Here is a 12,493-nt window from a genome sequence, read left to right on the forward strand (position 1 = left end):
CAATTATCAAATAAACATGGAAATTTTCAGGAGAGACGACCGATGAACATTCGTCCATTACATGACCGAGTTATCGTTGAACGTAAAGAAGTTGAATCTAAGTCTGCTGGTGGCATCGTTCTGACTGGTTCTGCTGCAGAAAAATCGACTCGCGGTGTTGTTCTAGCTGTGGGTAAAGGCCGCATCCTAGAAAACGGCACCGTACTGCCACTAGACGTTAAAGTCGGTGATACCGTTATCTTCGCTGAAGGTTACGGTACAAAAACTGAAAAAATCGACGGTAAAGAAGTGCTTGTCATGTCTGAAAACGACATCATGGCGATCGTTGAATAATAGCAATCATTGAGTAATTTTTTGCTCAGATTCAATTACGAAATTACACACAAAGAATTTTAGAAAGGAAATCAAAGATGGCTGCTAAAGACGTTAAATTTGGTAATGACGCACGAGTTAAAATGCTGGAAGGTGTAAACGTTCTGGCTGACGCAGTAAAAGTAACACTGGGTCCTAAAGGACGTAATGTCGTTCTAGACAAATCTTTTGGTGCACCGACTATCACTAAAGATGGTGTATCAGTAGCGCGTGAAATCGAGCTGGAAGATAAATTCCAGAACATGGGCGCACAAATGGTTAAAGAAGTTGCGTCTAAAGCAAACGACGCAGCGGGTGACGGTACAACAACAGCAACGGTACTAGCACAATCTATCGTTAACGAAGGTCTAAAAGCAGTCGCAGCGGGCATGAACCCAATGGATCTTAAGCGTGGTATCGACAAAGCTGTTGCTGCGGCAGTTGAGCAACTAAAAGAGCTTTCTGTTGAATGTAACGACACAAAAGCGATCGCGCAGGTTGGTACTATCTCTGCAAACTCAGACGCAAGCGTAGGTAATATCATTGCAGAAGCAATGGAGCGTGTGGGTCGTGATGGCGTTATCACGGTTGAAGAAGGTCAGGCGCTACAAGACGAGTTAGACGTAGTAGAAGGTATGCAGTTCGACCGCGGTTACCTGTCTCCTTACTTCATCAACAACCAAGAATCAGGCAGTGTTGATCTAGAAAACCCATTCATTCTTCTTGTTGATAAGAAGATCTCAAACATTCGTGAGCTTCTTCCAACGCTAGAAGCTGTCGCGAAAGCATCTCGTCCACTGCTTATCATTGCAGAAGATGTAGAAGGCGAAGCGCTAGCAACATTGGTTGTGAACAACATGCGTGGCATCGTAAAAGTTGCAGCTGTGAAAGCACCTGGCTTCGGTGACCGCCGTAAAGCAATGCTACAAGACATCGCTATCCTAACTGGCGGTACTGTGATTTCTGAAGAGATCGGTCTAGAGCTAGAAAAAGTTGCACTAGAAGATCTAGGTCAAGCGAAGCGTGTTTCTATCACGAAGGAAAACACGACTATCATCGATGGTATCGGTGAAGAAGAGATGATCTCAGGCCGTGTTGCTCAGATTCGTCAACAAATCGAAGACGCAACTTCAGACTACGACAAAGAGAAACTACAAGAGCGCGTAGCTAAACTGGCTGGCGGTGTTGCAGTAATCAAAGTTGGTGCTGCGACTGAAGTTGAAATGAAAGAGAAGAAAGACCGTGTAGAAGATGCGCTAGCCGCAACTCGCGCAGCGGTTGAAGAAGGTGTTGTTGCTGGTGGTGGTGTTGCACTTATCCGCGCGGCATCTAAGATTGCTCACCTAACGGGTGACAACGAAGAACAAAACGTTGGTATCCGCGTTGCACTACGTGCAATGGAAGCGCCAATCCGTCAAATCACGAAGAACGCAGGTGAGGAAGACTCAGTTGTTGCGAACAACGTGAAAGCGGGTGAAGGTAGCTACGGCTACAACGCGGCAACAGGCGAATACGGCGACATGCTAGAAATGGGTATCCTAGATCCAACTAAAGTTACTCGTTCTGCACTACAATTCGCAGCATCGGTTGCAGGTCTGATGATCACAACTGAAGCGATGGTTACTGACCTACCGCAAAAAGACGCGCCAGCGATGCCTGACATGGGCGGCATGGGTGGCATGGGCGGTATGGGCGGCATGATGTAAGCCAGCTTATCTCATCGCTCTAAGGGACCCCTTATAGCGGAAAGATAACCGACCAAACCTTTAAAAGTCGAGGCAGATGCCTCGACTTTTTTATGCGTATCACCTGAGAAACATGACGTTCTGGTGTGGCTTATCATGAAATTTTTGAGCGTAAAAAGCGCCATTTCAGAAGCAAAAAATCGAAGAGAAATATTTTTTCTTTTGAGTCAGATGGTTAAATCTGACCTATTGCTAACACTTTTTGAACGGGGACAGAGCAAAATCTGAACATTACACTATGTTGTAAATTGTTGCTTCCCATCATGGAGATGAAAATGAAAAAGCTTATGACGTCATTGGCGATTGCAGCCGCTATCGCATCACCTGTTGCTTTTGCCGACAGTACACCTGTGATGTTCTCTACTATCGATAACACAAACGCACCTTCGAATTCTTCAGTTGGTGGTGTTCGTTTAGCTGTGTTGCATGGACAGGTAAATGAGGTTAAAGGTGTCGACTTTTCACTGCTTGGTATGTCAGAAACGGATCGTACGACAGGTGTGAACTTCGGTCTGTTTTTTGGTGCAGCAAAAGTAAATCAAGAAATGAAAGGCGCGTCTTTAGGCTTAGTTAACTGGAACCAAGGTCAGACGACGGGTGTTAACTTGGGTGCTGTTAACATTACGAACAACGTAAAAGGCTTGAACTGGAGCGCGGTGAACTATTCTGAAGGCTACACCATGGCGGATGTGGGCTTAGCGAGTATCTCTAAGAAGTCTAATTTCCAGTTTGGGTTCTTCAACATGACCGATCAAATCGATGGCGTGCAAATTGGTCTTTTGAACTGTGCGGATAACGGTTTCTTCAAGTGTTTCCCACTCATCAACTTTGCTAAGTAATCCCTGAGAAAGTCAGAATCTTTATATACAGAAAGCCCTCGATGTTCGTCGAGGGCTCTTTAATTACTGATGAGATGAAGCGAGTTTCTCGGAGCGTTAACTATTTAATTAATCGTGATGAAGTTTTGCGTTGTTGAATTCTTTGATGAACACCGCGGCGTAATGCTTTGATGTGGTTTTCTGCTTTATCCACACCTAACAACACGGTTAATGTCAGGAGAGTAATAACCACCGACTGCGTTAAATAACCCAAACCTATCATCAAACCTAAACCTGCTAGCACCCATATTACAGCCGCGGATGTTACGCCATGGATTTTTCCATCAAGTGTCATCATAACGCCAGCGCCTAAGAAGCCGACGCCAGTAATGATCTGACCAAGCACTCGTGCTTGATCAAGTGTATTTGGCGATAACGACACTGCCATCGACATAAACAGGTAGGTGCCTGAAATAATTAATATTGCTGTGCGAATGCCAACCGGTTTACCACGAGTTTGGCGCTCTATACCGATCATGAGCCCATTAATGGCGCAGCATAGTAGGGCAGGCCAACTGAATGGGCCAAGATCGAAAATTTGTTCGAATGCTGTATGCATCTTGACCTCCAAAGTGCGGAGTATGCATAGACTTACCGTGCAAAGCGAACAAAAATAATCAATCTAGACGACAAATTTAATTGAGTGTCAGAGCTTATTCTAAATGCAAATCCAACGGCGTTTTACTTGGCCTGCCACCAACTTCTCGTGTGAGTTTTGGTACCAGATAACCCGATACACGCGTGATGAGTCCGCGCATAATAGCTTTCGCTTCTGCGTCCGAAATAAAGTAGTGCGCTGCGCCTTGCACCTTATCAAGAACGTGGAGGTAATAAGGCAAGATACCCGCGTCAAATAAGGCCTCACTTAACGCCACTTGAGCTTCTACCGAATCATTCACGCCTTTCAGCAGAACGCCTTGGTTTAGAAGCGTAACGCCCGCTCTTTTGAGCTTGAACATCTGTTCAGCAAATTCGTCATTGATTTCGTTGGCATGGTTGATGTGAGTGACGAGGATGATTTGTAACCTTGATGCTTGCAGAAGTTGGCATAGTTCATCAGTGACTCGAGCTGGAATCACCACAGGTAAACGGCTATGAATACGCAGACGTTTGATGTGAGGAATGTGAGCAATGTGCTCTAAAAGCCAATGAATCTCATCGTCTTTTGCCATTAATGGATCACCACCTGAGAAGATGACTTCGTTCAACTCTGGTTGTTGTGCCATGTACTCTAAGCACTTGGTCCAGGCTTGTTTCCCGCTTTTGTTCTCTTGATAAGGGAAGTGACGACGAAAACAGTAACGGCAATTTACCGCGCAGCCACCTTTGACAATCATCAGGGCGCGGTTGCGATACTTGTGTAGCAGGCCAGGGACTTCATTGTCCTGCTCTTCCAATGGATCATTGGAGTAACCCGGATGCACCTCAAATTCGTCGCTCAGTGGTAAAACCTGACGTAAAAGAGGGTCTTTAGGGTTGCCTTTCTCCATCCTATCGACAAAACTTTGCGGTACACGCTGTGCAAACAGCTTGCGCGCGGCAAACCCGTCTTGCCACGGTGAAGGATCAATTTCCAGTATTTCGAGCAATTTTTCAGGATCAGAGATCCCATTCGCCAACTGTTTGAGCCAGTTTTGCTCAACAGATTCGACTTTTCGGGTTATTATGTGCGGCATTGAATTTAGCTCTAAGAATGTAAGAGGAAAAAATGGCTACAGTTAGCACCAATGAATTTAAAGGCGGTCTTAAGTTAATGCTTGATAACGAGCCTTGTGTAATTCTGGAAAACGAATACGTTAAACCAGGTAAAGGCCAAGCGTTCAACCGTGTTAAAATTCGTAAACTTCTTTCTGGTAAAGTGCTAGAGAAAACATTCAAGTCTGGTGACACTTGTGAAGTGGCAGACGTAATGGATATCGACCTAGATTATCTATATTCAGACGGCGAATTCTACCACTTTATGAACAGTGAAACGTTTGAACAGATCGCAGCGGATGCAAAAGCGGTAGGTGAAAACGCTAAGTGGTTGGTAGAAAACAACACTTGTATGATCACTCTTTGGAACGGTAACCCAATTACTGTTACTCCACCAAACTTCGTTGAGCTAGAAGTTGTAGACACAGACCCAGGCCTGAAAGGTGATACTCAAGGTACTGGCGGTAAACCAGCGACGCTATCAACTGGCGCTGTTGTTCGTGTTCCTCTGTTCATCTCAATTGGTGAAGTGATTCGCGTAGATACTCGTACTGCTGAATACGTAGGTCGTGTGAAGTAAGCACTTTATATGATTGTTAGAAAGGTCGCTTCGGCGGCCTTTTTTATTGCCTGTGATTCTTCTCTTTTAATCCCTCTGCGTAAAACATCGATATCCTCCGCAAATTTTTGATGATTTTGTATTATTCGTAAAAATCTTATTTATTCCATGAATCTGTCGATTATTCCTTAATGTAACATTTTGATACATTAGTACTTGTTGCTGAGTTGCATAGCAATCTGATTTTTATCGATTTAACTCAGTAACAATCCAAAAAAGGAGAACAAAATGGAAAGCAGAGGTTTAGGAAGGGGTTTAAAGGTGGAAGAAAGACGTCAGTTACTACATAAAGGATTAAAAGCAGCCGTATTTGGCGTACCGCTGTTGGCAATAGGCTTAACGATTAATAGCTCGGTGCTGATGACCGATGCGGGTTACAGCTACGTGCATCAGAATAATATTACTGGTGAGTTGGATGTGTTTACTGAACCTGGCATTCATTTTCGTATGCCATTTCTGTCCAAAATCACCAAGTATGACCAAGTGATCACCGTGTCATTCGGTAACAGCAAGGGCGAAGATTTTTATCAACGTCTTGATGCGATTCAGGTTCGATTTGCCGACACCTATATTGGTCAGATCCCCGTAACATTCCGCTTTAAGCTCAGTAATGACCCTGAAGCGGTGAAGAAGATGCATAAAGAGTTCCGCAACAACAGTAACTTGATCGATGCGCTGCTTGTAAAGAACGCACGTAACGTAACGGTGATTACCGCAACCCAATACACGGGTGAAGAGTTTTTCCAAGGTGGTTTGAACCAGTTCAAATCGAAACTTGGCGATCAGTTACGAGAGGGGATTTATCTAACAGAGCGACGTCAGGTTGAAGTGGAAGAGTTGGATCTTGCGCCTGTTGGGGCGAATCAAGCTAATCCGAACCAATTACAGCGCACCAATCAACTGGTTTGGAAAACCGTACCTGTCGTAGACAAAACCGGGCAACCGATTCGTCAAGACAATCCGTTACAACAATACGGTATTCAAGTGACGCAGGTGACCATTGGTGACCCGCAGCCAGAAAAGCAATTAGATCAGCTATTGGCAGATAAAAAGCGTTTAGTGGCGGATCGTATTCGCGCGATTCAGGAACAAGAAACGTCGAAAGCACAGGCAGAGACCGAGCAGTTACGCAAAGAGATTCAACGAACACGTGAGGTGCAAGACGCTCAGCGTGGTAAAGAACTCGCAATTATTGCTCAGCAAAAAGAAGTGGAAGTTGCACGTCAGATTGCAGAGCGTGAAATCGTTGAAGTGGAAAAAACCAAACGACTTGCTGAAGTCGAGAAGGAGAAAGAGCTAGCTATCGCAGAGGCTAACTTAGCGATTCAAAAAGCGAACGCACTTTCTGCTGAGTTTGAAGCGAAAGCGATATTAGCGAAAGGTCGCGCAGAATCTGAAGTCCTTAAAGGTAAGTATGCGGCGTTAGGAGCAAACCGTGAAGTTTACTTGGCAGAATTGAATCGAGACGTAGCGAACTCGCTGTACAACAATTTGCAAAACTTCCAAGTTCAGATGCCACAAAATTACATTGGTGGAAGTGACGAAACGGGCTTGAAAACAAACCTAGATGTGATTACTGGCTTTGGTGCTCTGGGTCTTATGGACCAGACAAAGAAGGTCGCACAGCAATAAGATCATGGGTGGTCAAAAGCTTAAAAAGCAAAAAGATCATAGGTAACCCAAAGCAATAAAAAAGCTGGCATTTAGCCAGCTTTTTCTTTTTTGGTCAGTCTCTTAAATCATGAAGATAAAGATAACTGCTAGTGCAGTGATGAGGCCTGCAAATGCATAGCATGCAATTTTACCAATCACACCAGTGTGGAACTTAAGGTCGTGCATGCCGTGGTGTACACGGTGCATTGCATGCCACATTGGCAATGCTAGCGTGCCAATGATGAATAGCGCACCGATGATGCTGGTTGCGAATGCAGAGACACGCTCGTAGCTCATCGCTTCTGCATCAATCACGCCTAGTGGGACCAAGATACCTAGCACAAGAACAGTGATTGGCGTGATCATCGCGAACCAAGTACCACCTGCGCCAAACAGACCCCACCAGATTGGCTCATCAGAACGTTTTGGTGATGTGTTTACACTATAATTCGGTTTCATTGCTCAGCTCCTTACACCACGATGAGAACGATCAGTGAGATGAACGCAACCGCGGCCCACTGAGTCAATACGATGATCTTCTTGTCCACGGGTTTGCCTTTCAAACGAATTGGCATTACTTGTGGCATCATGCTGAAGAAAGTTTGAGCGTGGAATAGGCTACCGAGTAGTGCAACGATGTTGATTGCGACGACGATTGGGTTCGCCATGAACGCTAACCAACCTTGCCATGCTTCAGGACCTTTCACCAAGCAACCTAAACCGAAAGTTAGGAACAGAGTGAATAGGATTAATGGAAGCACCGTCGCTTCACGTAGCATGTAGAAGCGGTAGAAAGGATGGTTCTTCCACCAAGTGCGTTTTACTTCACGAACGTAAGGTTTACGATTGCTCATCCTTATGCCTCCACTTTCTTTGGTGAACCATCAGGTTTCAACATAGCAATCACGAAGTCCATAGAAGACTCCACTTTGCCTTGGTTTACTGCCGCTGCTGGGTCAACGTTCTTCGGACAAACTTCAGAACAGTAACCAACAAACGTACAACCCCAAGCACCGTTTTCACCGTTGATAAGCTTCATGCGCTCATCTTTACCGTTGTCACGGCTGTCTAGGTTGTAGCGGTGGGCTAGCGTTAGTGCAGCAGGACCGATGAACTCTGGGTTAAGACCAAACTGAGGACATGCGGCATAGCACAGACCACAGTTGATACAGCCAGCGAACTGCTTGTATTTCGCCATCTGTTCTGGCGTTTGCAAGTTCGTACCGTCTTCTGGTTTACGATCGTTACCAATGATGTATGGTTTGATTGCTTCTAGGCGCTCGATGAATGGCGTCATATCAACAATCAAGTCTTTCTCGATTGGGAAGTTCGCTAGAGGCTCGATAGTCACACCGTCTGGGTAGTCACGTAGGAAGCTCTTACAAGCAAGTTTCGGTACGTTGTTCACCATGATGCCGCAAGAACCACAGATCGCCATACGGCAAGACCAACGGTAAGACAGATCTTTGTCTAGGTGGTCTTTGATGTAGCCAAGTGCGTCAAGTACAGACATGGTTTCATCGAATGGTACTTCGAATGTTTGCTTGTATGGTTCTGCATCTTTTTCTGGGTCGTAACGCAGGATGTCTACTTTTTGAATGCGATTTGCTGACATTATGCTTGCTCCTCTGCGTTCTTCTCTTCAGCCGCGGCTTTTTCTGCTGCTTCACCGTATAGACGAGCTTTTGGTTGTGACTTAGTGATGGTCACATTGCTGTAATCGATACTTGGTGCTGACTCTGGCTTGTAGAAAGCAAGTGAGTGTTTTAGGAAGTTCACGTCATCACGTTCTGTACAACCGTCGTCTAGACGTTGGTGCGCACCGCGAGATTCTTTACGTAGAATCGCAGAGTGAACCATCGCTTCTGCGACTTCTAGGCCGTAGCCTACTTCAATGGCGTACAGAAGGTCAGTGTTGAACACTTTACCTTTGTCTTTGATGCTGATGCGTTTGTAGCGTTCTTTCAACTCAGTGATCTTGTCGATAGTCGCTTGCATCAAATCTTCTTGGCGGTAGATACCACAACCCGCTTCCATGGTGTGACCCATTTCCGTGCGGATTTCTGCCCAGTTTTCGTCGCCTTCTTGGTTCATTAGGTTAGCGATGCGTTCTTCAACCGCTTTTACTTGCGCGTCAATTGCCGCGTCGTTCCAGCCTTTGAATTCTGCCGCACGTTTCACGGCGTTTTCACCTGCTACGCGGCCAAATACCACGAACTCAGCCAGTGAGTTAGAACCTAGACGGTTTGCACCGTGAAGACCAACAGACGCACATTCACCCACCGCGAATAGGCCTTTAATGCGAGTTTCACAACTGCCGTCCGTTTCAATACCACCCATGGTGTAGTGAACGGTTGGACGAATTGGAATTGGCTCTTTTGCAGGGTCCACGTTTACATAAGCTTTTGCTAGCTCACAGATGAACGGCAGACGTTCTTGTAGGTACTCTTCACCAAGGTGGCGAAGGTCTAGGTGCACCACGTCACCCAGTGGGTGTTTGATGGTGTTGCCTTTCTGTTGTTCGTGCCAGAAAGCTTGAGAAACTTTGTCACGAGGACCCAGTTCCATGTATTTGTTCTTCGGTTGGCCAACTGGAGTTTCTGGGCCCATGCCGTAGTCTTGTAGGTAACGGTAGCCATTCTTGTTAACGATGATACCGCCTTCACCACGACAACCTTCCGTCATCAGGATACCTGTACCAGGAAGACCTGTTGGGTGGTATTGAACGAATTCCATATCACGTAGAGGAACGCCGTGACGGTAAGCCATTGCCATACCATCGCCCGTTACGATACCGCCGTTGGTGTTACAGTGGTAAACACGGCCCGCGCCACCTGTTGCTAGAACAACAGATTTTGCTTTGATAGTAACAAGCTCGCCTTCAGACATGTGAATAGCAATCAGACCTTGAACTTCGCCTTCATCAACAAGCAGATCCACCACAAAGTACTCATCAAAACGTTTGATGTTGCTGTACTTCATTGATGTCTGGAATAGCGTATGAAGCATGTGGAAGCCAGTTTTGTCTGCAGCGAACCAAGTACGTTCAACCTTCATACCACCAAAGCGGCGTACGTTGACTTCACCGTTCTCTTTACGACTCCATGGGCAACCCCATTGCTCCATTTGGATCATTTCGCGAGTCGCGTTCTCTACAAAGTATTCAACAACATCCTGTTCACATAGCCAGTCACCACCGCCAACAGTGTCGTTGAAGTGGTTGTCTAAGCTATCTTCATCCTTGATAACTGCTGCTGAGCCACCCTCTGCAGCGACCGTGTGGGAGCGCATTGGATAAACTTTAGAAATCAGAGCGACTTCTAAGTCTGGGTTTGCTTCAGCCGCTGCAATAGCAGTACGAAGACCAGCGCCGCCTGCGCCGATGACTGCGATATCTGTGGTGATAATTTGCACAGTTATCCTCCAGTGTGTGATTGCGGAAATCCGCTTGTTATTGTCATTACGAGGCGCTCCTTAAAAAGAACTCCCCAAAAGTAGTAGGGTTAGTGTAGATGAGCCACATGGCAGAAAAATTGATGTAATTGGGTTTTTGCTTCGGTAATGCACTTAAGGGCATAGAATTTATAGGTTATGTGACTGCTATCACGGCATCGAGGTTTTGGTCCTCAAGCATTAATATTAGGGATGTTAAACCCGTGTTGCGTGACATTAACCGCATGGATAATAGGATTTTAACTGAGTGTTTTTTGTTCTGCGGCACGAGTAATGCTTGCCTCAAATTGGCGAGCACATTAGTAAAAAGAAGAAGGGATATTCCTCTCTTCTTGAAGAGTAAAAAGCATGTAGAATGAGACTTTCCTCGCTGAATTAAAGTTTGAGAGACTTGTTATGCAAACCAACTGGCAACCTACTGCTTCCATTGACCAACTTCGTCAACGTGCGACGTTAATCGCGTCGATTCGACAATTCTTCGCTGACCGACAGGTGATGGAAGTCGATACGCCAGCCATGAGTCACGCAACCGTGACTGACATTCATTTGCATACTTTCCAAACCGAGTTTGTTGGCCCAGGCTATGCCGATGGCAGTAAGCTGTTTTTTATGACCAGCCCAGAATTCCATATGAAGCGCCTTTTGGCTGCGGGTAGCGGTTGTATTTATCAAATCAACAAAGCATTTCGTAATGAAGAGAATGGTCGCTACCACAATCCTGAGTTTACGATGTTGGAGTGGTATCGCGTTGGCTTTGACCATCATAAATTGATGGATGAAATGGATGCCCTGTTGCAACTGGTATTGAAGTGTGGCGCAGCGCAGCGCATGACGTATCAACAAGCCTTCATTGATGTGTTGGGTGTGTGTCCATTAGAAGGCTCGATGACGGAGCTGAAAGCGGCGGCAAGCAAGCTGGGCTTGAGTGACATTGCTGAGCCAGAAGAAGATCGCGATACGTTGCTGCAACTGTTATTTAGCGTGGGAGTAGAAAACAAAATTGGTCAGGATGTGCCGGCTTTTGTGTACGACTTCCCTGCGTCACAGGCGGCGCTCGCAAAAATCAATCCTCAAGATCATCGCGTCGCGGATCGTTTTGAAGTGTACTTTAAGGGGATAGAGCTGGCGAACGGATTCCATGAACTGGACAATCCGAAAGAGCAATTAGCGCGCTTTGAACAAGATAACGCAAAGCGTATCGAAATGGGTTTAAAACCGCAGCCGATCGATTATCATCTGATTTCTGCACTGGAAGCAGGGTTGCCAGATTGTGCAGGGGTCGCGTTGGGTATCGATCGTTTGATCATGCTGGCGCTAGGCTGTGACCACATTGATCAAGTGACGGCCTTTCCATTTCCAATTGCATAAGGACGTCCAATGAACCTGACGGCTGCACGTTTCGCCATCTTTAGCTACGCCATATTGATCGCTTTTTTATCTCTGAGTTCAGGTGAACTGCAAGACTGGGGCAATATCGTGTATCTCGACAAAATGCAGCACGCTATGGCGTACAGCGGCTTTGCGTTTTTAGGTTGCTTTTGCGTGTGGCGTTGGCGTCAACGTTGGGCGGTGGCGATTAGTATTTTGCTATTCAGCGCCGTTATTGAGTGGTTGCAAGGGTATGTAGGGCGACAAACTTCTTGGTTAGACCTTGTCGCCAACTTAACTGGCATCTTAACTGGTCTGTTATGTTACCGTATTTGGAGCCTCTATCGACCTAGGTTGGTGAAGTCGCTATACTCGATTCGTTAATGAAGAGGGAACACGATAACAATGAAAACGCGCGACAAAATCGTCTACGCGGCACTGGAGTTGTTCAACCAACATGGTGAGCGCAACATCACCACCAATCACATTGCCGATCACATCGAAATTAGCCCTGGTAATCTGTATTACCACTTCCGCAATAAGCAAGAAATCGTTCGTGAGATCTTTGCGCTTTATTCAGCAGAACTTTTAGAAAGATTTACCCCTATTCAAGGTTCGCAAGAGAGCCTGACTATGCTGAAGAGCTACCTAGACTCTATTTTTACCTTGATGTGGAAATACCGCTTTTTCTACGCAAACTTACCAGAAATCTTGTCACGAGATGAACAGCT

General features: G+C 45.9%; 14 protein-coding genes. 8 read left to right on the plus strand and 6 right to left on the minus strand.

Features of this window, described 5'->3' with window-relative positions:
• Positions 1-42: 42 nt before the first annotated feature.
• The 3 genes from R7E51_RS23700 (at position 43) to R7E51_RS23710 (ending at position 2,935) form a co-directional block, all read left to right on the plus strand.
• Entirely contained in the window at positions 43-333 is a 291-nt protein-coding gene (locus R7E51_RS23700; protein ID WP_005381516.1) for a co-chaperone GroES, read from the plus strand.
• A gap of 77 nt (positions 334-410) precedes the next feature.
• On the plus strand, positions 411-2,057 hold the full coding sequence (gene groL / locus R7E51_RS23705; RefSeq protein WP_005381509.1) for a chaperonin GroEL: 1,647 nt from the start codon (positions 411-413) through the stop codon (positions 2,055-2,057).
• Positions 2,058-2,371: 314 nt separating this feature from the next.
• Complete coding sequence (locus R7E51_RS23710) at positions 2,372-2,935, plus strand: VC2662 family protein (protein WP_017821829.1); 564 nt, start codon at positions 2,372-2,374, stop codon at positions 2,933-2,935.
• A 100-nt stretch (positions 2,936-3,035) separates the two neighbouring features.
• Here the strand turns inward: R7E51_RS23710 and R7E51_RS23715 are convergent, their stop codons facing one another.
• Together R7E51_RS23715 and epmB are read right to left on the minus strand one after the other, a co-directional pair.
• Positions 3,036-3,533, minus strand: a complete 498-nt coding sequence (locus R7E51_RS23715; RefSeq protein ID WP_005381504.1) for an MgtC/SapB family protein — start codon at positions 3,531-3,533, stop codon at positions 3,036-3,038.
• A 94-nt stretch (positions 3,534-3,627) separates the two neighbouring features.
• Positions 3,628-4,650 (minus strand): EF-P beta-lysylation protein EpmB, encoded by a 1,023-nt coding sequence (gene epmB / locus R7E51_RS23720; protein ID WP_206958399.1) that lies wholly within the window; start codon positions 4,648-4,650, stop codon positions 3,628-3,630.
• A gap of 32 nt (positions 4,651-4,682) precedes the next feature.
• On the opposite strand from epmB, the gene efp reads away from it, so the two are divergent.
• Positions 4,683-5,249, plus strand: a complete 567-nt coding sequence (efp, locus tag R7E51_RS23725) for an elongation factor P (RefSeq protein ID WP_005381500.1) — start codon at positions 4,683-4,685, stop codon at positions 5,247-5,249.
• A 267-nt stretch (positions 5,250-5,516) separates the two neighbouring features.
• Positions 5,517-6,920 (plus strand): SPFH domain-containing protein, encoded by a 1,404-nt coding sequence (locus R7E51_RS23730; RefSeq protein ID WP_005386397.1) that lies wholly within the window; start codon positions 5,517-5,519, stop codon positions 6,918-6,920.
• Positions 6,921-7,022: 102 nt separating this feature from the next.
• Here R7E51_RS23730 and frdD read toward each other — a convergent pair whose 3' ends face one another.
• From frdD to frdA, 4 genes are read right to left on the minus strand one after another with little or no spacing between them, the layout of a single operon-like run.
• The gene (gene frdD / locus R7E51_RS23735) at positions 7,023-7,400 is read right to left on the minus strand and encodes a fumarate reductase subunit FrdD (protein WP_005381493.1); all 378 of its coding nucleotides are present in this window, start codon (positions 7,398-7,400) and stop codon (positions 7,023-7,025) included.
• Between the two features lie 11 nt (positions 7,401-7,411).
• A complete protein-coding gene (gene frdC / locus R7E51_RS23740; protein ID WP_005381491.1) occupies positions 7,412-7,795 on the minus strand; it encodes a fumarate reductase subunit FrdC in 384 nt (127 codons plus the stop codon).
• Positions 7,796-7,797: 2 nt separating this feature from the next.
• Positions 7,798-8,556: a succinate dehydrogenase/fumarate reductase iron-sulfur subunit gene (locus tag R7E51_RS23745; protein WP_005381489.1), complete on the minus strand. Its 759-nt coding sequence runs from the start codon at positions 8,554-8,556 to the stop codon at positions 7,798-7,800.
• The gene (gene frdA, locus R7E51_RS23750) at positions 8,556-10,355 is read right to left on the minus strand and encodes a fumarate reductase (quinol) flavoprotein subunit (RefSeq protein ID WP_017821831.1); all 1,800 of its coding nucleotides are present in this window, start codon (positions 10,353-10,355) and stop codon (positions 8,556-8,558) included. Before frdA ends, R7E51_RS23745 begins: the two co-directional genes overlap by 1 nt.
• Before the next feature lie 435 nt (positions 10,356-10,790).
• On the opposite strand from frdA, the gene epmA reads away from it, so the two are divergent.
• From epmA to R7E51_RS23765, 3 genes are all read left to right on the plus strand, one after another.
• On the plus strand, positions 10,791-11,762 hold the full coding sequence (epmA, locus tag R7E51_RS23755; RefSeq protein WP_017821832.1) for an elongation factor P--(R)-beta-lysine ligase: 972 nt from the start codon (positions 10,791-10,793) through the stop codon (positions 11,760-11,762).
• A gap of 9 nt (positions 11,763-11,771) precedes the next feature.
• Positions 11,772-12,146, plus strand: coding sequence for a VanZ family protein (locus tag R7E51_RS23760; protein ID WP_017821833.1), 375 nt, complete (start codon positions 11,772-11,774; stop codon positions 12,144-12,146).
• A gap of 21 nt (positions 12,147-12,167) precedes the next feature.
• On the plus strand, positions 12,168-12,493 hold a 326-nt coding region (locus tag R7E51_RS23765), incomplete at its 3' end, for a TetR/AcrR family transcriptional regulator (RefSeq protein WP_318128331.1).

The sequence above is a fragment of the Vibrio sp. Vb1166 genome, assembly GCF_033338695.1.
In the GTDB taxonomy this organism is placed as follows: Bacteria; Pseudomonadota; Gammaproteobacteria; order Enterobacterales; family Vibrionaceae; genus Vibrio; species Vibrio alginolyticus.